Genomic DNA, 22,038 nt, shown 5'->3' on the forward strand with positions numbered 1-22,038 from the left:
GCATATCCCAGTTGACTTTTTTAGCGTTCGGGACCACCTACATCACACGCGCACAGCAACCGCTGAGCGCGGATATCAACGGAGCCATCATCAAGATGCCAAGCGACAGTAGCAGTCGATTGCCTTTGCCGTACGCGGCCCTTTCGCGCTGACCTGGTAGCTCCGGGCTCGCCCGATCGGACGCTACGGCGGATCGACGGAAAGGCGAGCTAATGAACATCAATCGCTTCCCCCTGCGGGCCGGCAATGCCGCGCGCGCCTTCATGACCAACAATAAAGTTGCGACCATCGCCGAGCGCGTCGAGTCGTTGAATTCGCTCGCCCCTGCCGAGGCAGCCCGCATCTTGTCGAAGATGCCGCAGGAATATGCCGTCAACATCCTCGACCGGCCGGAACTGCGCCACGCCGCCTCGATCCTTGGCGTCATGGATCGCGCCGATGCCGCACGCCTGCTGCACGGCATGTCGAACGACCGTGTCGCCGACGTCCTGCTTGAGCTCGACGCCGATACCCGCACCCGGCTCTTCAACAGCCTCGAAGAGCCTGTTCGTGTCGCCATCCAGCATTTGATGGGTTATCCGCCCCGCACCGCAGGCAGCATCATGACGACCGAGTTCGTCAGCGTGCCCGGCAACTGGACCGTCGAGCAGACGCTTGCCCATGTGCGCCATGTCGAGCGGTCGCGCGAGACCGTCTATGCCATCTATGTGCTGGATGAGAATTCCGGCGCGCTGATGCATGTCGTGACGCTGCGCCGCCTCATCACCGGCGAGCCCGATGCCTCGATCCTGACCGTCGCCCAGAAGGGCACACCGGTCGCCGCCGATCCGCTGATGAAGCAGGAAGACGTCGCCCGTCTGATCCGCAAGCACGACCTTCTGGCTCTGCCCGTCGTCGATGATCACGGTCTGATCCTCGGCATCGTCACCGTCGATGACGTGATCGACACGATGATCGCCGATACCACGGATGGCGCCCAGCGCTTCGGTGGTATGGAAGCCCTCGGCAAGCCCTATATGAAGATCAGCTTCGGCGGCATGATCCGCAAGCGCGCCGGCTGGCTCTGTGCCCTCTTCCTCGGTGAAATGCTGACGGCAAGCGCCATGCAGCATTTCGAAGGCGAGCTTGAGAAGGCCGTGGTGCTGACGCTGTTCATTCCGCTGATCATGAGCTCGGGGGGTAATTCCGGCTCGCAGGCGACATCCCTGATCATCCGGGCGCTGGCCGTTGGCGAGTTGAAGCTTTCCGACTGGTGGCGGGTGCTGCTGCGTGAACTGCCGACCGGCATCGTGCTTGGCGCCATCCTCGGCCTCGTCGGCATGACCCGCGTGTTCTTCTGGCAGACAGCCGGGCTCTACGACTATGGTCCACACTGGATCCTCGTCGGGTTCACGGTCTTCTCGGCGCTGATCGGCATCGTCACCTTCGGCTCGATCTCGGGCTCGATGCTGCCGTTCATCCTGCAGCGCATGAAGCTCGATCCGGCCACGGCATCGGCCCCGTTCGTGGCAACGCTGGTCGATGTGACAGGCCTGGTGATCTACTTCTCGGTCGCCCTGCTGATCCTCACCGGGACGCTTCTCTAGAGGCGATCGGCAGGCACAGCGGCGTGCCGTCAACCGGATGCGGCACCACCGCCGCATCCACTCCAAACACGGTCTTTATCAGCTCCGGCGTCAGCAAGGCGCCGGGGCTTCCGGCCGCGTGGATGCCGCCATCGGCAACGGCGATGATATGATCGGCATATTGCGCCGCGTGGTTCAGGTCATGGACGACCATGACGACGGTGCGGCCGCGATTGCGGTTCAGATCCCTGAGCAGTTCCAGCACTTCCAGCTGATGGGCGATATCGAGATAGGTGGTCGGCTCATCGAGCAGCAGGATCGGTGTTTCCTGCGCCAGCGCCATGGCGATCCAGGCGCGCTGACGCTGGCCGCCGGAGAGACGGTCAAGCGGGCGCGAGGCGAGATCGACTAGACCGGTGGCGGCAAGCGCGTGATCGACGATCTCCTCGTCATGCGCGCTGGGGCGCGACAGCAGGCCTTTGTGCGGGTGGCGGCCGAAACGGCAGAGCTGGCGCACCGTCAGACCGTCGGGCGAAACCGGGCTCTGCGGCAGGAGCGCCAGCGCCTTGGCAATCGCCCTGCCCGGCATCGCCGCAATCTCCCTGCCATCGAGATAGACGATGCCCGCCTCCGGCGCGATAATCCGGCCGAGCGCTTTCAGGAGCGTGGATTTGCCGCTGCCGTTGGCGCCGATCAGCGCGGTGATCTTTCCATCCGGTATGGTGACATCGACATTCTCCAGCACTCGCAGCGCGGCATAGCCAAGCGTAAGCTTCTCTCCGGCAAGACGCGATTGGGCAGCACTACTCATGACGGCCGGTCTCCTTGATGAGCAGGAAAATCAGATAGGGTCCGCCGATCACCGCCGCGACGATGCCGGCCGGGATCTCGTTCGGCAGCGCCACGAGACGGCCGGCCAGATCGGCAGCAGATAGAGCCAGCGCGCCCATCAGCGCGCTCGATGGCACCAGATGCCGGGCGCGCGGACCGACAAGCAGCCGGGCGGCATGCGGCGCCAGCAGGCCGAGAAATCCCATGCTGCCGACACTGGCGACGGCACCGGCGCAGAGCAGCACCGAGACGACGATCAAGCCGCCCCGCAGCCGGGCCGGTGGCATGCCAAGGCTGACAAGCGTCTCATCGCCAAAGCCGCTGGCATCGAGACGTGCAGCGGCGAAGAGGACGAGCGGCAGGCAGGCGAACAGCCAGAGGCCGAGCACCAGCACGTCGGTCATCGAACTGCCGTAGACGCTGCCGGCAAGCCAGACCATCGACTGGTCCGCACGGGTCGGAAAGATCACCATCACATACTGGATCAGCGCCTGCGCCAGCATGCCGAGCGCCACGCCCACCAGGGCCAGCGCCGCGATACCGCCGCCGAAAGTGCGGCCGATCAGCAGCAGCAGTGCCGCACCGAGGATCGCGCCTGAAACGACACCGGCCGGGATCGCCCAGATCGCCCAGGCGGGTGGCGCCATCATCCCTGCCAGGAAGGCGCCGAGCCCGGCGCATTTGGTGATGCCGACGACATCGGGAGAGGCCAGCGGATTGCGCAGCGCGCCCTGCAGGAAGACACCCGCCAGACCGAAGGACGCCCCGGCGAGGATGGAGACGGCGACGCGCGGGGCGCGGTATTGCATGACGATGAAGGCATTTTTGCCGCCGCCGATGCCATCAAGCACCTGGCCGATGCTCAGGGTCACGGCGCCGACAGTCATGCCGAGAATGGCGAGGACGGCAATGAGAACGGCGATGGTAACGCAGACCGTCAGCGCCCGCGTCTGTTTTCCGGCGAGTGTGCTCATCTGACCCTCTGGCGCCAGAGGATAAGCAGGAAGGCCGGCGCGCCGATCAGCGCCGTGACGATGCCGACAGGCATTTCCCGGGGATAGGCGGCAACGCGGCCGAGGAGATCGGCCGCATTCAGCAGCAACGGCCCGGCGATGGCGCTCAGCGCAATCAGCGTCAGCTGATCCCCGCCGACGAGCCGCCGGATGATATGCGGCACCAGCAGGCCGATGAAGCCGATCGGGCCGCTGACGGCAACGGCGGAACCGGCCAGCACCACGATCAACGCCGCCGCCAGCCCGCCGACGCGCCGCGCATTCTGCCCGAGCGATAGGCCCGTGGTTTCATCCAGCGCCAGCACGCCGAAATGGCGGCCTGCCAGAAGTGCGGTTCCGCTGCCGATGAGCGTGAAGGGCAGGATAATCCAGACTTTTTCCCATTGCGCGCCATTGATCGATCCGGCGAGCCAGTAGACGATATCCTGCGCGGCATTGTTGGCGATCAGGATCGCCTGAACGAGGGCTGCAAGTACAAGCTGAATGGAGATGCCTGCCAGCGCCAGCTTCATGTCATTAATGGCACCGGAGACGGAGAGCGCCCACATGGCGAGGCCGACTGCCGCGGCACCCGCGAATGCCGGCCATACCGTTCCGGCACCGCGCAATTCCGGCAGGGCGATCAGGCAGAGAACGATGACGAGCGAGGCTCCGGCATTGATGCCGAAGGTTTGCGGCGAGGCGAGCGGATTGCGCGTCAGCGTCTGGATCAGCACACCTGCCACCGCCAGATTGGCGCCGATCATGACCGCCAGCAGCGCCCGCGGCAGGCGCACGTCCCAGACGAGCGCGCTATCGGGGGAGCCATCGGGCGACACGAGCAGCGACAGCGCACGCCGAACCGGCAGCTCCGAAACGCCGAAGGAGACGGCAGCGACGATGACGGCGGCGAGCGCCATCAGCAGCAGGCAGCCGAGCGCGACCGGCTGCAACCGTCCCTGCCCCGCCATCGCTGCTGCCTTGCCGTCCACCAGCGGTTATCCGGCCTTGTAGACTTTGGCGAGGATTTCGCCAGCGATCATCTCGGCGGTCTTCAGACCGCGGAAACGCGAGAACTGGTTGCGATCGACCTCGAAGATGTTGCCGCTTTTGACAGCCGAGATGTTGGTGAAGGCGCTGTTGCTCTTCCACTGATCGAAGACCGTGCCGCCAGCATCAGTCGCAACCAGGAAGACGTCGGGATTGACGGCGATCAGACGCTCAAGGCTGGCGCCGCTCTCGACCGCATCCGTCGAGTCGATTGCCGGCGTCAGGCCCATGGCCTTGAATACCGAGCCTGTGAAGGATGCGGACGTATGGAGGCTCATGGAATCGGCATTGGCGACGGCGAGCAGAAAGCGGCGTTTCTCGCCTGCCGGGATCTTGGCAACGAGGGCTGCGATCACCGCATCATGATCGGCAACCGCCTTTTCACCCTTGCCCTTTTCGCCGAGCGCATCGGCGATGGTCACCACGCCTTCCTTGATCGTCTGGTAACTGCCCTCCCAGCTGTTCAGCACGATCGTCGGCGCAATGGCGCTCAGCTGTGCGTAGATTGCCGAATGGCGGAGCTGGTCGGCAATGATCAGGTCTGGCGCGAGCGCGCTGACGAGCTCGAGGTTCGGCTCGAGACGGGTACCGACGGAGCTATATTCGACCTTTTTGCCGAGCAGCTGCTCGATGCGCTTTGGCTGGTTGTCATCGGTGATGCCGACAGGCACGACGCCCAGCGCATCCAGCGACTGGACGAAGGAGAATTCGAGCGCGACGATGCGCTGCGGCTTGCCGGTGATTTCGGTCGAACCCAGGAGATGCGTGATGGTGCGTGCGGCGTCATCGGCCAGCGCCGGAGCGGCGACAGTGGCTGCGGCGGCAGCGCCAAGGAGAAGGCCGAACTGGCGGCGAGAAATCGAATTCTGAAACAGGCTCATGTCAAACTCCCAGCTGAAAACAGCAGCGGGGCGTTGATCCCCGCTCTCAAATTTCCGCTACAGAATTGACGCGGGCACTTCAAGTAAAGTTTACAAAAATAATCACCTTATTTTGCGTCAGGCAATTTCAGGGCTCCGTGGGTCTTCATGCTGCGGATCGCGAAGTTCGAGCGGATGTCGCTGACATTCGGCAATGTCAGCAGCGTCTCGGTCAGCAGACGCTCGTAGGCCGCCAGATCCTCGACCACGACCTCGGCCAGGAAATCAGCGGTGCCCGATATCAGGAAGCAGGAGACGATTTCGGGAATGGCAAGGAGCGCCGCCTGCTGCGCCTCGGAATTCTCGCGGGTGTGGTGCGCCACCTTGAACTCGACGAAGACGGTGAGGCCGAGGCCGACTTCCTTGCGGTCGATATCGGCACGGTAACCGCGGATGACGCCTGACTTTTCGAGGTTGCGGATGCGGCGAAGGCAGGGAGACGGCGAGAGGTTGACCTTCTCGGCAATCTCCACGTTGGTGGCCCGCGCATCCTCCTGAAGGCACTTCAGAATAGCGATATCGAATTTATCGAGATTTGGCATATCTTCTCATTTCCAGAGACCATATTGGCATATCATTGCTGATACCACGATCTGGAAGCCATAGATAGCAAGGACATGCCCCGGCCTTCCGACCTATCCTTTTCTCAACCGGAAATGATCCGGGCGTGCGGAGGATAGCGCGATGACCAGCTTCACCATCACCAACGAAAAGTCCCCTTCCCTCATTCCCGGCTATATCGGCGGAACCGTCACCGTGCTGATCTGGGCGTCGTGGTTCCTGGCGACCCGCCACAGTGCCGCCACCCCGCTCGGCTCGCTCGATATCGGGCTGATCCGCTATGGCATTCCGGCGCTGGCGCTGGCGCCGGTATGGTTGAAAACAGGGCTATTGCCGAAGGGCGTGCCGCTGCATCTGCTGGCGCTGATGGTTGCGGGTGCCGGCGCTGCGTTCTTTCTGCTGACGACGCTGGCGATCCATTCGACGCCCGCCGCCTCATCCGGCATCCTGCTCGGCGGCTCGATGCCGCTGGCGACGGCCCTGATCGGCATCGTCATCTTCGGCGAACGGCCCGACCTGACCCGCAAGCTCGGCCTTGCCGCCATCGTCGGCGGTGTGCTGATCCTGCTGCTGCGCAGCCTGTCGGATGCCTCGCTGCCATGGACGAGCTTCGTCCTGCTTCCAGCTGGCGCCGTGCTCTGGGCGAGCTATACGCATGCCTTCCGCCGCAGTGGCCTGACCGCACTGCAGGCGAGCGCCCTGATCGCCATCTGGTCGTTCCTGATCATCGGTGTGCTTGCTCTGATTTTCGGCACCTCGCTTGCCAAGGCGAGCACCGCTGATATCGGCCTGCAGGTGCTGAGTCAGGGCGTGCTTTCAGGCCTCGTCGCGATGCTCGCCTATGGCACGGCGGTCAAGACGCTCGGCGGCACACAGGCCGCGGCCTTCACGGCGCTGACGCCCGTGCTGGCAACGATCGGCGGAAGCGTGTTTCTGGGAGAACCGGTCGGCATTGCCGAAGTGACCGCCGCTGTCATGACGGGCATCGGCGTGGCGCTCTCGACCGGGATTGCCGCCAGACGGCATTGACCGAATCGAACAATGAAAGCCCGGCATTGCCGGGCTTTTCCGTTCAGGCCTGGATAACGATGACCTTGGCGCCGGGCAGGACGCGATCATAGAGATCGATGACGTCGTGGTTCAGCATGCGGATGCAGCCGCTCGACATGGCGAGACCGATCGATTGCGGCTGGTTGGTACCGTGAATGCGGAAATGGGTGTCGTTGCCGCCGCGATAGAGATACATGGCCCGCGCGCCGAGTGGATTGTTCGGGCCGCCGGGCATGCCGCCGGCGAGTTTGCGGTAGCGCGCCTCGCGGCGCTGCATGTTTTCGGTCGGCGTCCAGGTCGGCCATTCGGCCTTGCGCCCGACATAGGCGTTGCCTGCCAGCGCCAGCCCTTCCCGGCCGACACCGACGCCATAGCGCATCGCCTGCCCATCACCCAGAATGTAATAGAGGCGGCGGGCTGGCGTATCGACGACAACCGTTCCCGCAGCTTGATCCGAGACATAAGCGACCTGCTGACGGCGCAGGTCCGGATCGAGCTTTTCGAGCGGCATGGCCGGAAGCGGAAATTTCTCCGCCGGAAGCGCTGCGTAATTGGCGCGATGATCAGGACCGCTGGAAGCGCATCCCGCCAGAAGAGCGGAGAGGCCCATTAGGAAGCCACGGCGGGAGATCTGCATTCAGACGGTCCTTAACATCAGGTTGATGCCCTGAAGTTAAGGAAAACATGGTTAATACGCGGTTAAACAGATGCCGCGCGGCGCAACAAGTAAGGCCGAAAAGTGGCGATACCGGCAGTTTTCACGGGCATATGATCAAATCCCATGCGCCACCCTGAGGTGCAGCCTCACATATTCGGATAGACCGGCCCTTCGCCGCCCTGCGGAGGAACCCAGTTGATGTTTTGGTTGGGATCCTTGATGTCGCAGGTCTTGCAGTGGACGCAGTTCTGGGCGTTGATGACGTAGGTCTCCTGGCCGTCCTTCTCCACCCATTCGTAGACGCCGGCCGGACAGTAGCGGGTCGAGGGACCGGCATAGATGTCGTGCTCGGACGACTTCTGCAGCGCCATGTCCTTGACCTTCAGATGAACCGGCTGATCCTCCTCGTGATTGGTGTTCGACAGGAACACCGAGGAGAGACGGTCGAAGGTGAGAACGCCATCGGGCTTCGGATAATCGATCTTCTTGTGCTGCGAGGCCGGCTCCAGCGACTGGGCGTCGGTCTTGCCGTGCTTGAGCGTGCCGAAGAACGAGAAGCCGAACAGCGTGTTGGTCCACATGTCGAGCCCCCCAAGGCCGATGCCGACAAGCGTGCCGAACTTCGACCACAGCGGCTTGACGTTGCGGACCTTCTTCAGGTCCTTGCCGATATCGGTCTTGCGCCATTCATTCTCAATCTCGATGATCTCGTCATTGGCGCGGCCCGCCTCGATCGCCGCGGCGATCTTCTCGGCCGCCAGCATGCCAGACAGCACCGCATTATGGCTGCCCTTGATGCGGGGCACATTGACGAAACCGGCCGAGCAGCCGATCAGCGCGCCACCCGGGAAGGTCAGCTTCGGCACCGACTGGTAGCCGCCCTCGGTGATGGCGCGGGCGCCGTAGGAAAGCCGCTTGCCGCCCTCGAACGTGCCGCGGATCGCCGGATGGGTCTTGAAGCGCTGGAATTCCTCGAAGGGGTAGAGATAGGGGTTCTTGTAGTTCAGGTGCACGACGAAGCCGACGGCGACCATGTTGTCTTCGAGGTGGTAGAGGAACGAGCCGCCACCGGCGGCCATTCCGAGCGGCCAGCCGAAGGAGTGCTGCACCAGACCCTGCTTGTGGTTCTCCGGCTTGACCTGCCAGAGCTCCTTTATGCCGATGCCGAATTTCTGCGGCTCGCGGTCTTTCTGCAGATCGAACTTGGCGATCAGCTGCTTGGCGAGCGAGCCGCGCACACCCTCACCGATCAGCACATATTTGCCGAGCAGTTCCATGCCGCGTGTAAAGTTCGGGCCGGGTTCGCCGTTGCGCTCGATGCCCATGTCGCCGGTTGCGACCCCGATGACGGCGCCTTCGTCGTTATAGAGCACTTCGGTTGCGGCAAAGCCCGGATAGATCTCGACACCGAGTGCTTCCGCGTGGCCCGCCAGCCAACGACAGACGTTGCCGAGTGAGACGATGTAATTGCCGTGATTGTTCATCAGCGGCGGCATGAGAGCGTTCGGCAGGCGGATCGAGCCGGCCGGGCCAAGCACCAGGAAATGATCGTCCTTGACTTCGGTCTTGAAGGGATGATCGCTTTCCGAACGCCAGTCCGGCAGCAGACGGTCGATGCCGATCGGATCGACGACGGCGCCCGATAGGATATGAGCGCCGACTTCGGCTCCCTTCTCCAGCACCACGACCGACAGTTCCGGATTGACCTGCTTCAGCCGGATCGCCGCAGACAGACCGGCCGGCCCGCCACCGACGATCACAACGTCGAATTCCATGCTTTCGCGTTCCGGAAGCTCTGTCGTCTCGGTCATCTTCGTTCGGTCTCCGCTCGGCCGCCGCCGCGGCTCATTCCCCAATCTGGGCTAATCTCTTGTCAAAACCGGAAAGCATTGTCGAGCCGGGAAACGACAGCCAATCTCCCAATTCGCACAATGATTTCCTTCATGCGCACAAACCTATTTAACGTTTACGTTCACGTCAATTATACTGCGTGATTTTCTCGTTGATCCGCTTTTCTTTCCGCCTGCCCGCGCCTTATACAAAGGCACACCATTGGAGGATATCATGGATCTCGGCATCAAGGGCAAACGCGCACTCGTTCTGGCATCGTCACGCGGATTGGGCCACGGCATCGCGGTGGCCTTGGCGCGCGAAGGCGCCAATGTCCTGCTCTGTGGACGCAGCGGCGAGCAGCTGGACGCCAACTGCAAGGCGATCAACGCCGAGGGCAATGGCAAGGCCGACTGGATCTGGGCCGATCTCGGCGACGAGAACTTCGTGCAGACGGTGACATCAGCCGTCAACGACAAGTTCGGCGGCCTCGATATCCTCGTCAACAACACCGGCGGCCCGACGCCGGGTACGACCGAAGACATGACAGCCGAGAAGCTGGAGACCTATTTCTTCTCGATGGTGCTGCGTGTCATCACACTCACCAACGCGCTGCTTCCGGGCATGAAGCAGCAGGGCTGGGGCCGCATCCTGACGGTCGCCTCGTCGGGAGTCATCGAGCCGATCGCCAACCTGGCGCTCTCCAATACCCTGCGCCCTGCCCTTGCCGGCTGGAGCAAGACCCTGGCCTCCGAAATCGCCAGCCATGGCGTCACCACCAATCTGCTCCTGCCGGGCAGCATTCTCACCGGCCGCCTCGACGAACTCGACGGTGCGGCAGCAAGACGCACCGGCCGCGCGATGGACGAAATCCGCTCGGAAAAGGAAGCGCGCATTCCCGTCGGGCGCTATGGAAAGGTCGATGAGTTCGCGGCCACCGCAGCATTTTTGTGCAGCGAACCAGCAAGTTACATCACCGGGTCACTGATCCGTTGCGATGGTGGAGCGGCACGGTCGGTATAGTCGACCGATGTAGCGATCCAGTATATATTAGAGCTAGACTAATATTACCGAATGTTCATTACGAAAATTTAAGCTGTTATAAACGCTTAGTGATCGTAAGCGGCGAATAATGTCTTTTTTGCGCCGCAAAATAGGCGGCTCATTTAGAGCATAAATTTCGCCCCATTCTGTTCAAAACCGGTCTCGCTCATGAAGAAATTCTGGATCACAGTCAGCATCGTCGCAATCGCCGCCGCCGGCATCTGGCAGTTCGGCAATCGCATCCCCTATGCACAGCAGGTTCCCTATCTTTCGAAACTGATCAAGCAACCTGCCGCCCATGGCTCGGGCAAGGGAGATGGCGGTGGCGCGGGCGGCAATCAGCAGGCCGCAGCCAGCGATGCGGCAGCATCCGGCAGTCAAGCTGGCGGCAATGGCGGACATCGCCGTGGCGGTGCAGGCGGTCCGGCTGTGATCAAGACTGTTGCCGCAGCTCAGGCGGCCCTGCCGATCGACGTTGCCGCTTCCGGCTGGGCGGTCGCCGACGACAACACGACGATCGCCGCGCAGGAGCAGGGCCAGATCGTCGGCGTCAGCGTCCAGGACGGCGCAACGGTCAAGGCCGGCGATCTGATCGCCAAGCTCGACGACCGGTCGGCCAAGGCCGCGGTCGACAAGGATCGGGCGATGATCGTCCGCGATCAGGCAACACTCAGCGGCGCAGAGATCGCCTTGACCCGCGCGCAGGACCTCGCCGACCAGAAGGCAGGCACCCAGCAAAGCTCCGATCAGGCCAAGGCGACCCGCGATAGCGCCGCCGCAACCGTCGAAGCAGACAAGGCCACCCTCGCCGCCGACCAGATCACGCTCGACCATACCGAGATCCGGGCGCCGTTCGACGGACGCCTGGGGGACGTGACGATCAGCAACGGCGCCTTCGTCAATGCAGGCTCGGCCATCGTCACCATCGCCAAATACGACCCGATCTATGTTCAGTTCAATCTCCAGGAACGCTATCTCAAGGAGCTGAAGACGGCGCTGGCTGCCGGTCCGGTCGATGTCAGCACTGCTCCGGATTCCACCAAGGGTGAAGTCCGCAAGGGCGCCGTCAGCTTCTACGACAATATCGTCGACAAGGCCTCCGGCACGATCGCCGTAAAGGCGCGTTTTGAAAACGCCTCGGGGGCGCTCTGGCCCGGCCAGTCGATCAACGTCGTCGTGCATTTTGACAACAAGGACCAGCAGATCGTCGTACCGACCGTGGCGGTCAACCCGGGACCGACCGGTTTCTTCGCCTTCGTCGCCAAGGACGGCAAGGTTCAGCTGACACCGGTGACGGTCGCCCGCTCCAATGGTGGTTTTTCGGCCATCTCGTCGGGGCTTTCGGCAGGCGACCACGTGGTCATCGAGGGCCAGGGCAACCTGAACGACAAACAGGCGGTCAACGAACAGTTCGACGACAAGGCACTCAACGTGGCCTCGGCCGCCGACAGCTTGCAGCAGCAAACAGGCAACGCCACCGCGGGGACTGAGGAATGATTCCGAACTTCTGCATCCAGCGTCCCGTCGCCACGACGCTTCTGGCGATCGGCGCTATTCTGGCCGGCCTTGCGGGATACCAGTTGATCCCGGTCGCCGCCCTGCCACAGGTCGACTTCCCGACGATCAACGTTTCGGCCCAGCTAACCGGCGCCTCACCGCAGACCATGGCGACATCGGTTGCGACACCGCTGATCAAGCAATTCGAGACCATTCCGGGTATCAGCGAAATCAGCGCGTCGAGCTCGCTCGGCAATACCAGCATCGTGCTGCAGTTCGATCTGAACCGTGACATCGATGCGGCTGCAGCCGACGTCCAGGCGGCGATCTCCCACGCCACCCGGCAGCTGCCTGACAACCTGACGACGCCGCCGAGCTATCGCAAGACCAACCCGGCCGACGCGCCCGTCATGCTGATGGCGGTGCAGAGCGATACGATGCCGCGCAGCAAGCTCGACGAGATTGCCGAAGACATCATTTCGCCGTCGCTCTCAACGCTGCCGGGCGTTGCCCAGGTATCGGTATTTGGCGCACAGACCTATGCCGTTCGCGTCGAGGTCGATCCCAGCAAGCTTCAGGCCCGTGGAATCGGCATCGACACGGTGAACAAGGCCATTGCCGCCGCCAACAATCAGAGCCCGGTCGGCACGCTGCAGAACAGCTCCCAGACGATGACGATCAATGCGAATACGCAGCGCGTCAACGCCGACCAATTCCGCACGCTGGTCATCGCCTCGCCGAATGGCGCAGCGATTCACCTCAGCGACGTGGCAAATGTCGAGGACAGCGTCGAGAACCAAAATACCGGCAGCTGGTATGACGGCAACCGCGGCATCATCCTGGCCATCCAGCGCCAGCCGGACGCCAATACCGTCGATGTCGTCGATGCAATCAATGCCAAGCTGCCGCAGTTGCATGCGGAAATTCCGCCATCGGTCAAAACCGTGGTGATGAACGACGCAGCAAAGCCGATCCGCGCAGCCATCACCGACGTCAAGTTTACGTTGTTGCTGACGATTGGCCTTGTCGTGCTCGTCATCTATCTGTTCACCGGCCATTTGACGGCGACGATCATTCCGGGCCTTGCCGTTCCGCTGTCGCTGATCTCGACCTTCGGCATGATGTATGTGCTGGGCTACAGTATCGACAACATCTCTCTGCTCGGGCTGACGCTCGCGGTGGGTCTCGTGGTCGATGACGCGATCGTCATGCTCGAAAACATCCTGCGCCATGTCGAGGAGGGAATGCCCGTCCGCGAAGCGGCGATCAAGGGTTCCGGCGAGGTCAGCTACACGATCATCTCGATGTCGGTTTCGCTGATCGCCGTCTTCATTCCGATCCTGTTGATGGGCGGTGTCGTCGGGCGCGTCTTCAACGAGTTCGGCATGGTCGTTGCCATCGCCATCGTCGCCTCGGCGATCGTCTCGCTGACGGTAACGCCGATGCTCGGCTCGCGGCTTTCCGAAGGCCACAGCCGCCCGCCGCTTCTGGTAAGGCTCTTCGATGCGGGCTTCGAACGGACCCTTCACGGTTACGACCGCGCGGTCGCCTGGTGCCTTCGGCATACCATGACCGTCATCGGCGTGTTCTTCGCCTCGGTGGCGCTGACCATCTACCTGTTCATGACACTGCCCTCGAGCTTTTTCCCGCAGGAAGATATCGGCCGCCTGCAGATCTCCACGCAGGCCCGCCAGGACATCTCCTACTCGGCCATGGAAGCCCTGCAGAAGCAGGCAGCCGCGGCTGTAAAGGCAAACAGCGCCGTCAATCACGTGATGTCCACGGTCGGCGGCAATGCGCAGAAGCCTCTGAACAACGGCACGATCTATGTCGAGCTGAAGGACAAGGACCAGCGCGTGCCGCTTGAGCAGACCCTGCGCGAACTGCGCTCGTCGCTCAACAAGATCCCCGGCCTGCAGGCCTTCGTCACCCCGAACCAGAGCCTGCGCTTCGGTGGCAGACAGACGGCCAGCCAGTATCAGCTGATCGTACAGGCACTCAACGCCGACACGACCAATCTCTGGGCCGGCAAGATGGTGACCGCACTCCGCCAGGATTCGCGTTTCACCGACGTGACGACCGACGCGCAGAACAATGCGCTGCAGGCCAACATCGTCATCGACAGCGAGAAGGCCGCAGCCTTCGGCATCGATAACGATCTGCTGCGCACCACGCTGCAGGAGGCCTTCAGCAGCTACACCGCAGCCGAGATACAGTCGACCGGCGACAGCTACGACGTCATCGTCGAATACGATACCGGCAAGCCCTGGGACGACCAGAAGCTGTCGGAAATCAACGTCGCATCGGCCAACGGCACGCTGGTTCCGCTATCGAACTTCGCGCATGTCCAGCGAACCACCGGCCCCGTTACCATCAACCAGACCGGCCAGCTCGTCTCGACGACAGTCTCCTTCAACCTGCCGGCCGGCGAATCCCTCAGCGATGCGACGGCGGCGATCGACCAGATCAAGCACGATATGAACATGCCTGCCGACGTGTTCACCAGCTACGGCGGTACAGCGCAAATCTTCGAACAGTCGCAGGGCAACACGCCTTATCTGATCCTGGCGGCGATCCTGACGATCTACGTCGTGCTTGGCGTTCTCTACGAGAGCTTCATCCATCCGCTGACCATTCTGTCGGGCCTCCCGGCAGCGGCACTCGGCGCGCTTCTGGCCCTGAAAGTCATGGGGCTCGACCTGTCGATCATCGCGCTCATCGGCCTGCTGATGCTGATCGGTATCGTCAAGAAGAACGCGATCATGATGATCGACGTGGCGCTGGAGAATCTCCGATCGACCAAGATGTCACCGGCGGAAGCGATCCACGAGGCTTGCGTGCGGCGTTTCCGGCCGATCATGATGACGACCTTCTGCGCCATGCTCGGTGCCCTGCCGATCGCGCTCGGCTCGGGCGCCAGCTCGGAGCTGCGCCAGCCGCTCGGCATCGCCGTCGTCGGTGGTCTGATCGTCTCGCAGGCGCTGACGCTGTTCATCACCCCGGTCATCTTCGTGCAGATGGGCCGCTTCGAGACCTGGCTCAAGCAGCGCTTCAGCCGCAAGCCGGCACATGAGGCGCCCGCCAACGAGGATGGCGAACCGGAGACCCGGGCGGTTGCCGCCGAATAAGACGACAAGAAAGGGCGCCTCTCGGGGCGCCTTTTCGCTTAACGGCCTTCGACCAGCTTCGGCAGATCGGCAATCAGCGCATCGCGCGTCTCGAAGCTGATCGGATTGCCACGATAGCGATGGTTGCCGATAGAGAGCCTTGCGAAGACCAGACGCCGGTCGCCCCTCACCGCCCAGCCGACGAACCAGCCGAGCGGCCGCTCCAGATTGGCCTCGCCATTGCTGCTGCGTAGCCAGCCGGAACCGGTCTTGCCCTGGATCGTCCAGCCATCGGCGGCTCGAAAGCGGGGAACGATCGCTTCCGTTTTCTGGCGCGCCTCCTCCGAGATCGGCAGCTCGCCGCGCCGGAAACGCAGCAGGAAGCGTGCCTGCTCTTCCGCCGAAATCTTCAGCGACGACATCAGCCACGCCTGCGTCAGCCCGCCGGACACATTCTCGTTGCCGTAGCCGAAGCCCGTGACATAGCGGGCAAAGGCGCGGTCTCCGACCGCTTCGTCGTCAGCTCCTGCGAGAACCAGACGACGGAATCCCGTAGCCAGATTGCCGGATCGGTGTCCTTTCGCTCGATCTTGCGCTGCCGCTGCAGTTCCGGCCGGTAACGCCAAAGGGGGGTGTGCTCGTCGACCAGAATACCCGCATCGTAGCCCATCATGGCCAAGGGCAGTTTGAACGTCGATTGCGGATAGAATCCCTGATCGCAATTGCCCTGGCGGAAAATGGTCTCGCCGGTCTTTTCATCGATAATAACGGTGCAGCGGATCGGATCACCAGCCAGGGCCGCATCCACATTGCCGAGAAGCGCCGAAATGCCGAATGAGAAGGCGAAGATAAGAGATTTTGAAACTGCCACTGCCGTGCTCCATGTGGTTCGACACGGCTTTCTAGGCCGGCTTGCGAGGCCCGATCAAACGATGATATCTGCGGTTAGGCATGAATTGAATTAGGCCATCTCATGGTTCGACCCTACCTTCCCCTCAACGCCCTGCGCGCTTTCGAGGCAGCCTCCCGGCATCTGAGTTTTACCCGTGCGGCCATCGAACTCTGCGTCACGCAGGCCGCCGTCAGCCATCAGGTGAAGCTTCTGGAGCAGCGCCTCGGCGTTACCCTCTTCCGCCGCCTGCCGCGCGGGTTGATGATCACCGAGGAGGGACTGGCGCTGCTGCCGGTGCTGCGCGAATCCTTCGACCGGATGGCCGACATGCTGGAGCGTTTCGAGGGCGGGCAGCTGCGCGAAGTGCTGAAGCTCGGCGCCGTCGGCACGCTGGCGGTCGGCTGGCTGCTGCCGCGGCTGGCGGATTTCCGTGCGAAGTTTCCCTATATCGATCTCCGGCTTTCGACCAACAACAACCGGGTGGATATCGCCGCCGAAGGCCTCGACTACGCAATCCGCTTTGGCAACGGCGCCTGGCACGATATCGAGGCCGAAGCGCTGTTCGAGGCACCGCTCTCCGTGCTCTGCATTCCACCGATCGCCCGCACGCTGAAAACCCCTGACGACGTTGCCCGGCAGACGCTGCTGCGCTCGTACCGCACCGACGAATGGCCAAGCTGGTTCGAGGCGGCTGGCGTCGAGCCGCCACCGATCCTCGGACTGGTCTTCGATTCGTCAGTGCTGATGGTCGAGGCGGCGATGCAGGGCGCGGGTGTGGCGCTCGCCCCGCCGCTGATGTTCTCGCGGCAACTGGCGGCCGGCGAAATCGAGCAGCCTTTCCCTGTTTACATCTCCAAGGGCAGCTACTGGCTGACCCGCCTGAAATCGCGGCCGGTGACGCCGGCGATGGAGACCTTTCGCCGGTGGATGCAACAGATGTCGGAGGAGACGCAGACAGCCGCTCCGGCCTGATTCTGCGGGTTGCTTTCGCCGCCGTCCTATGCGATCACCCGCGCTCTCAAAAATTCGCAGGGCGCGCAGATGCGCCGCCCTTTTCGCATCCGGGCAGGGTCCCGGTCCAAGACATTTTGACGGATATTGAAGGAGCACGGCCATGGCACGGGCGCTCGGGCTTGATTTCGGCACGACCAATACGGTTCTGGCAATGGCGGATGGCGCCAATGCGACGCATTCCATGAGTTTCACCAGCGCGGCAGGCACGGCCGACAGCATGCGAACCGCCCTCTCCTTCATGAAGGACGCGCAGCTCGGCGCTTCGGCGCTCAAGGTCGAAGCGGGCGCGGCAGCGATCCGCCAGTTCATCGACAATCCCGGCGACTGCCGCTTCCTGCAGTCGATCAAGACCTTTGCCGCCAGCGCCCTCTTCCAGGGCACGCTGATCTACGGCAAGCGCCAGAGCTTCGAAGACCTGATGGAAGTCTTCATCCGGCGGCTGCGCGGCTATGCCGGCGACAACTGGCCGTCCGACGTCAGCCGCATCGTCGCCGGCCGCCCGGTGCATTTTGCCGGCGCATCCGCCGATCCCGCATTGGCGACGGACCGCTACAACGAGGCGCTGTCGCGCTTCGGCTTTCCTGAAATCCACTATGTCTACGAACCGGTCGCAGCCGCCTTCTACTTTGCGCAGAACCTGACGTCTGACGCCACCGTGCTGGTCGCCGACTTCGGCGGCGGCACGACGGACTATTCGCTGATCCGCTTCGAAACCATTGCCGGCAAGCTCACCGCCACGCCGATCGGCCATTCCGGCGTCGGCATCGCCGGCGATCACTTCGACTACCGCATGATCGACAATGTCGTCGCGCCGCAGATCGGCAAGGGGAGTCATTTCAAGAGCTTCGACAAGATCCTTGAGGTGCCGTCGAACTACTATTCGAGCTTCGGCCGCTGGAACCAGCTGTCGATCTTCAAGACCTCCCGCGAGTTCGAAGACCTGAGAAAACTGGTGCGTACCGCGCTTGAGCCCGAGAAGCTGGAAATCTTCGTCGATCTCGTCGATCACGACGAGGGCTACCCGCTCTATCAGGCGGTGTCGGCGACGAAGATGGCGCTCTCGGCCGAAGAAGAAGCGGCCTTCGACTTCGCGCCGCTTGGCCGCGGCGGACAGCGCACCGTCAAGCGCAAGAATTTCGAAACCTGGATCGCCGACGATCTCAGCCGCATCGAAGGCGCGCTTGATGACGTGCTGGAGAAGACGCAGACCAAGGCGGAAACTATCGACAAGGTCTTCCTCACCGGCGGCACATCCTTCGTACCAGCCGTGCGTCGGATCTTCACCGAGCGCTTCGACCGGGACAAGATCGAGAGCGGCGGCGAGCTGCTGTCAATCGCCCACGGTCTCGCGCTGATCGGCGAACGCGACGACATTTCGCAATGGACTGTGCAATAGGCCGCCCGGCCGTTTGCAGCACTTTCATTGGCGCTGCCGCTCCGCTAAGGTCGCCAGATGATCTCCGCAAACGACCTCTCCCCGGCCGAACTCGCAGCGCTTCTGCATTTCCATGCGGATGCGGGCGTCGAGTGGCTGCTGGAAGAGGAGGCGGTCGATCGCTTCGCTGAATTCGAAGCGATGAAGGCGGCGAGACGCGCCACCGCCCCGCAGCAATCCGCTCCGGCAAGCCAGCCGCAGCCTCAGGAACGGGCGGCGCCGCAGCGCCAGGCGCCGGCCACGGCAGCATCTTCAGCGTCGAGGCCTCAGCCTGCCATTCCGGACGGTGAAGCCGTGCAGCAGGCGCGCTTTGCCGCCGAAAGCGCCCGCTCGCTCACCGAACTGAAAACCGCGCTCGAAGCCTTCAACGGCTGTAATCTGAAACACAGCGCCCGCTCGACCATCTTTGCGACCGGCGATGCGGCACGCGGCATCATGGTGATCGGATCGGCGCCGAGCGCCGAGGACGATCGCGAAGGACAGCCCTTTGCAGGCCGCCCCGGTGCGCTGCTCGACAAGATGCTCGCAGCGATCGGCCTGGACCGTTCCAGCATTCTGCTGACCCAGGTCATCCCCTGGCGGCCGCCCGGCAACCGTGTGCCATCGGCGGCGGAGATGGATATCTGCCGCCCCTTCATCGAGCGGCAGATCGCTCTGGCGGAGCCGAAAGCCATCCTGCTCTTCGGAAATTTCGCGGCTCGCGTCTTTTTCGGCGAGACAGACACCATCCATGGCCTGCGCGGCCAGTGGAAGGAAATCGGTGCAGGAAGCCTGACAGTTCCGGCGCTGGCCACATTGCATCCGCAGGACTTGCTGACCGCACCGGTCAATAAGCGCTTGGCCTGGAACGATCTTTTAGCGTTTCAGCAGAAACTGCGCGACCTCGATCTGATTACAAAATAGCCAATCTTAAAGATTTTATGAATGAGCCCATGCGCCAGGCGCATGCCTGCGTCTCGTTTAGGTGCATTGCAGAATCAATGCTGCGCTGCAATATATACTCGTGTCTTGGGAGGAATCTGACAGGAACCAAGGCAATGAACACACGTTTTCGTCCAATACACTGCGGGTTTGAAACCCTGCGCCTTGCCGGCGGCCCGATCCGCACCACGCAAGGCTATAGCCGTCTCGGCTTCGCAACCAACGAACAGATGATCGCCCGCGGCACCGGCATCACCGGCCGCACGACGCGTCCAGCTGCGATCTTCGCCGACTTCCAGGAATACTGAGTTACCGCGCCGCCCAACAGAGCGCGCGGATGGAGTTTAGCATGTCTGCCGTCATCATCTCGCTGCTGCGCAATATCGAAACCATCGAGCACATCCATGCCGCGGTCTGCGCTGCGAAGGAATATGAGCGCGAGCTTAGCGCCAGCGAGCCCGTGACCCCGGTCAAGGACATTGCCGCGATCGCGCTCTAGGCGCAGACGGCAAACCTGACGGGATCCCGCTCGATCTGCGCCTTCGCAAATTCGAAGGCCTGATCGACATAGGCGAACTTAATCGCCTGCCAGCCGCAATAATTCTGCAGAAACGCCTTGGAAAGCCAGAGCTGTGTCTTCTTCGGCTCGTCGTACCAGCCGAGGCATCCCTGCTGCACGGCCTTGGCAAACAGCCGCTGCAGGTGCGTCCGCGACATCATGAAATCGCCTGCCAGATTGCGCGTCTCGATGCGTCCGACGCTGTAGCGTTCGCCGTCGCAGCTCTGCAGATCGATCCTCGATATCAGATGATCGACCACCATGCCGCCAGCCTCGGTCCAGAGGAACAATCCCACCTGCTCCGGCGGCTCGCGCCAGCCGTCGTTGTGCAGGCAATTCTCCGCGATCAGCGGATGGGCAAGGCGCATCAACTCCGGATTGGCTTGGAAACAGGCCGCACGGTTGCCCTCATCGATCAGATCGAGTGCAGTCAGGTTCGACAAAAACCATCCATACATCGCCTGATGACTGACCTCGGCAGGCTCGAAGTGGCGCGGCCGGCGGCGTTCTTCGCCCGGTGTATGGGCGATGAAGCGGTAGGTCAGCAGCTCATCGATGAAATTCAGCACCGTGTTGCGGCTCGCCACCTTGTAATCGGTGATACGCGCGGTCAGTGCCACGGCGGTAAAGCCTGTCGATGCATCCTCGGGATCGTGCTGAAGGCTTAGCGCATAGGCGGTCTGGGTCAGCAGCCAGCGCTGGTGCGAAGCGAGAAGCCTGGCAAGACGCGGGGCGGCATCGAACATCCCGCGCATGTCGCCCGCGAGTAGCCGGATTGAAGCCAGGAAGTTCGGGTGGTGCGCCAGTTCGTCAGCCGAAAATGCCATAAGCGCCCCCGCTCGCAAGCCAGCTTCCGGAGCTACCAGCCTTCGGGACAATTCAGTCCTTTTTGGTGGCCATTCGCATATGCAAGGCTTTGAATAAATGAAACTTCGTCAGCTTCATCAATCATATTCAAGGCGGCTTTGGTATCCTAAAATTTCGCCAGTATATTCCCGCTGGAGAGGTGCAATAGGATCGGAATCAACTCCGTCCAGCAAGCGGTCAGCCGCCTGCGCGCCGGGCATTTCGGCGTTCCAGACCGAGCCGGTGTTCGCGGTGAATAATGTAGACACCGGCCGCGATGACGATAGCGGTGCCGACCATCATGTGGCCGCCCGGCACGTCGCCGAAGACGACATAGCCGATGACGCCACCGAGCAAAATCGACGTATACTCGAACGGCGCGATGGTCGAGACATCGGCATGCCGGTAGCTCTCCGTCAGCAGGATCTGCGCCACCCCGCCGCAAAAGCCGGCACCGACGAGAAACAGCGTCGTCTCGAGATCCAGCGAGTACCAGCCGAAAGGCAGCGTCAGCAACGAACAGAGCGAGGCGATCATCGAGAAGTAGAGAACGATCGTCGCCGTGCGCTCCTCCTCCACCAGCTTGCGGACCTGGATCATCGCCATACCGGCGAGCACCGCCGAGAGCAGCACGCAGATGGCGCCGACCGCCTGTTCCGTCTCCATCCCGCCGGCGCGAAACAGCGTCAGCTTTGGCCATGAAACGATCGCCACCCCGATAATACCGAAGAACACCGCGCTCCAGCGGTAAAGCCGCACACGTTCCTTCAGGAACACCGCAGCGAAGATGACGGCAATCAGCGGCGTGGCGTAGCCCAGCGCAATCGCTTCAGGCAGCGGCAGGTGCATCAGCCCGTAGAAGCCGAAGCCCATAGAGATGATGCCGATCGTGCCGCGTTTCACATGACCGATCGGATTGGCCGTGTAGAAAGCAGCCTTCAGCTGACCGCGATAGGCGAGATAGGCCATGATCGGAAACAGCGCAAAGAACGAGCGGTAGAAGGTCACCTGCCCCGGCGCGATGCCGGTTCCCGCCAGCTTTATGAAGGTCTGCATGCCGAGAAAGACGACAACCGACGAGACCTTCATCAGGATCCCCCTCATCGGGTTTCTCAAAACCGATTCCATGTCTTCCCAAGCTCGCTGGCGGCTGATGTTCCAAGGCAGGAGGATACCGCCCGACTCGGCGGCACGGTGACGTGTGACGGCATGGTAACGAAAGAACAGCGACGATGGGGAAATTTTCCAGCGAAAAGCGAAATTCGA

The 22,038-nt window shown here is 62.4% G+C and carries 19 protein-coding genes and 1 pseudogene; 10 read left to right on the forward strand and 10 right to left on the reverse strand.

Annotated features, from left to right (window positions below):
* Nucleotides 1-212 precede the first annotated feature (212 nt).
* Nucleotides 213-1,586: a magnesium transporter gene (gene mgtE / locus AB4Z25_RS19795; protein ID WP_112540583.1), complete on the forward strand. Its 1,374-nt coding sequence runs from the start codon at nucleotides 213-215 to the stop codon at nucleotides 1,584-1,586.
* Here the strand turns inward: mgtE and AB4Z25_RS19800 are convergent.
* The 5 genes from AB4Z25_RS19800 to AB4Z25_RS19820 form a co-directional block, all read right to left on the reverse strand.
* Nucleotides 1,567-2,376 carry an ABC transporter ATP-binding protein gene (locus tag AB4Z25_RS19800; protein ID WP_112540582.1) on the reverse strand — a complete coding sequence of 270 codons (810 nt, stop codon included), beginning with the start codon at nucleotides 2,374-2,376 and terminating at the stop codon, nucleotides 1,567-1,569. The genes mgtE and AB4Z25_RS19800 overlap by 20 nt on opposite strands.
* Nucleotides 2,369-3,370, reverse strand: coding sequence for a FecCD family ABC transporter permease (locus AB4Z25_RS19805; RefSeq protein WP_442208837.1), 1,002 nt, complete (start codon nucleotides 3,368-3,370; stop codon nucleotides 2,369-2,371). The genes AB4Z25_RS19800 and AB4Z25_RS19805 overlap by 8 nt, the downstream gene beginning before the upstream one ends.
* A complete protein-coding gene (locus tag AB4Z25_RS19810) occupies nucleotides 3,367-4,380 on the reverse strand; it encodes a FecCD family ABC transporter permease (RefSeq protein ID WP_442208838.1) in 1,014 nt (337 codons plus the stop codon). Before AB4Z25_RS19810 ends, AB4Z25_RS19805 begins: the two co-directional genes overlap by 4 nt.
* A 6-nt stretch (nucleotides 4,381-4,386) precedes the next feature.
* Nucleotides 4,387-5,319: an ABC transporter substrate-binding protein gene (locus AB4Z25_RS19815; protein WP_112540580.1), complete on the reverse strand. Its 933-nt coding sequence runs from the start codon at nucleotides 5,317-5,319 to the stop codon at nucleotides 4,387-4,389.
* Between the two features lie 107 nt (nucleotides 5,320-5,426).
* A complete protein-coding gene (locus AB4Z25_RS19820) occupies nucleotides 5,427-5,900 on the reverse strand; it encodes an Lrp/AsnC family transcriptional regulator (RefSeq protein WP_112517147.1) in 474 nt (157 codons plus the stop codon).
* 142 nt (nucleotides 5,901-6,042) lie between these two features.
* Here AB4Z25_RS19820 and AB4Z25_RS19825 point away from each other — a divergent pair, with 142 nt between their 5' ends.
* Entirely contained in the window at nucleotides 6,043-6,948 is a 906-nt protein-coding gene (locus AB4Z25_RS19825; protein ID WP_112540579.1) for a DMT family transporter, read from the forward strand.
* Nucleotides 6,949-6,991: 43 nt separating this feature from the next.
* Here the strand turns inward: AB4Z25_RS19825 and AB4Z25_RS19830 are convergent, their stop codons facing one another.
* The gene (locus AB4Z25_RS19830; RefSeq protein ID WP_112540578.1) at nucleotides 6,992-7,606 is read right to left on the reverse strand and encodes a L,D-transpeptidase; all 615 of its coding nucleotides are present in this window, start codon (nucleotides 7,604-7,606) and stop codon (nucleotides 6,992-6,994) included.
* 167 nt (nucleotides 7,607-7,773) lie between these two features.
* Nucleotides 7,774-9,438: an electron transfer flavoprotein-ubiquinone oxidoreductase gene (locus AB4Z25_RS19835; protein ID WP_112540577.1), complete on the reverse strand. Its 1,665-nt coding sequence runs from the start codon at nucleotides 9,436-9,438 to the stop codon at nucleotides 7,774-7,776.
* A gap of 253 nt (nucleotides 9,439-9,691) precedes the next feature.
* Here AB4Z25_RS19835 and AB4Z25_RS19840 point away from each other — a divergent pair, with 253 nt between their 5' ends.
* From AB4Z25_RS19840 to AB4Z25_RS19850, 3 genes are all read left to right on the forward strand, one after another.
* Entirely contained in the window at nucleotides 9,692-10,480 is a 789-nt protein-coding gene (locus tag AB4Z25_RS19840; protein ID WP_112540576.1) for an SDR family oxidoreductase, read from the forward strand.
* Between the two features lie 189 nt (nucleotides 10,481-10,669).
* Entirely contained in the window at nucleotides 10,670-11,998 is a 1,329-nt protein-coding gene (locus tag AB4Z25_RS19845; RefSeq protein WP_112540575.1) for an efflux RND transporter periplasmic adaptor subunit, read from the forward strand.
* Nucleotides 11,995-15,126 carry an efflux RND transporter permease subunit gene (locus tag AB4Z25_RS19850; protein WP_112390741.1) on the forward strand — a complete coding sequence of 1,044 codons (3,132 nt, stop codon included), beginning with the start codon at nucleotides 11,995-11,997 and terminating at the stop codon, nucleotides 15,124-15,126. Before AB4Z25_RS19845 ends, AB4Z25_RS19850 begins: the two co-directional genes overlap by 4 nt.
* A gap of 38 nt (nucleotides 15,127-15,164) precedes the next feature.
* On the opposite strand, the pseudogene blaOXA reads toward AB4Z25_RS19850, so the two are convergent.
* Nucleotides 15,165-15,976 (reverse strand): annotated as a pseudogene (gene blaOXA / locus AB4Z25_RS19855) (class D beta-lactamase).
* Nucleotides 15,977-16,078: 102 nt separating this feature from the next.
* Between blaOXA and AB4Z25_RS19860 the strand changes: the two are divergent.
* The 5 genes from AB4Z25_RS19860 to AB4Z25_RS19880 all read left to right on the forward strand — a co-directional run bounded on the left by AB4Z25_RS19860 (nucleotide 16,079) and on the right by AB4Z25_RS19880 (nucleotide 19,866).
* Nucleotides 16,079-16,969, forward strand: a complete 891-nt coding sequence (locus tag AB4Z25_RS19860) for a LysR family transcriptional regulator (protein WP_112540574.1) — start codon at nucleotides 16,079-16,081, stop codon at nucleotides 16,967-16,969.
* A 142-nt stretch (nucleotides 16,970-17,111) separates the two neighbouring features.
* A complete protein-coding gene (locus AB4Z25_RS19865) occupies nucleotides 17,112-18,407 on the forward strand; it encodes an Hsp70 family protein (protein ID WP_112540573.1) in 1,296 nt (431 codons plus the stop codon).
* Nucleotides 18,408-18,464: 57 nt separating this feature from the next.
* Entirely contained in the window at nucleotides 18,465-19,349 is an 885-nt protein-coding gene (locus AB4Z25_RS19870; protein ID WP_442208839.1) for a uracil-DNA glycosylase, read from the forward strand.
* Between the two features lie 134 nt (nucleotides 19,350-19,483).
* Nucleotides 19,484-19,675 (forward strand): hypothetical protein, encoded by a 192-nt coding sequence (locus tag AB4Z25_RS19875; protein WP_112390736.1) that lies wholly within the window; start codon nucleotides 19,484-19,486, stop codon nucleotides 19,673-19,675.
* A gap of 41 nt (nucleotides 19,676-19,716) precedes the next feature.
* Nucleotides 19,717-19,866 (forward strand): hypothetical protein, encoded by a 150-nt coding sequence (locus AB4Z25_RS19880; RefSeq protein ID WP_442208840.1) that lies wholly within the window; start codon nucleotides 19,717-19,719, stop codon nucleotides 19,864-19,866.
* Here AB4Z25_RS19880 and AB4Z25_RS19885 read toward each other — a convergent pair.
* Entirely contained in the window at nucleotides 19,863-20,753 is an 891-nt protein-coding gene (locus tag AB4Z25_RS19885; RefSeq protein WP_112540571.1) for a hypothetical protein, read from the reverse strand. The genes AB4Z25_RS19880 and AB4Z25_RS19885 overlap by 4 nt on opposite strands.
* A gap of 217 nt (nucleotides 20,754-20,970) precedes the next feature.
* Entirely contained in the window at nucleotides 20,971-21,900 is a 930-nt protein-coding gene (locus tag AB4Z25_RS19890; RefSeq protein WP_112540570.1) for a DMT family transporter, read from the reverse strand.
* Nucleotides 21,901-22,038: the final 138 nt, after the last annotated feature.

The organism is Rhizobium sp. RAF36 (assembly GCF_052114105.1).
Classification (GTDB): domain Bacteria; phylum Pseudomonadota; class Alphaproteobacteria; order Rhizobiales; family Rhizobiaceae; genus Rhizobium.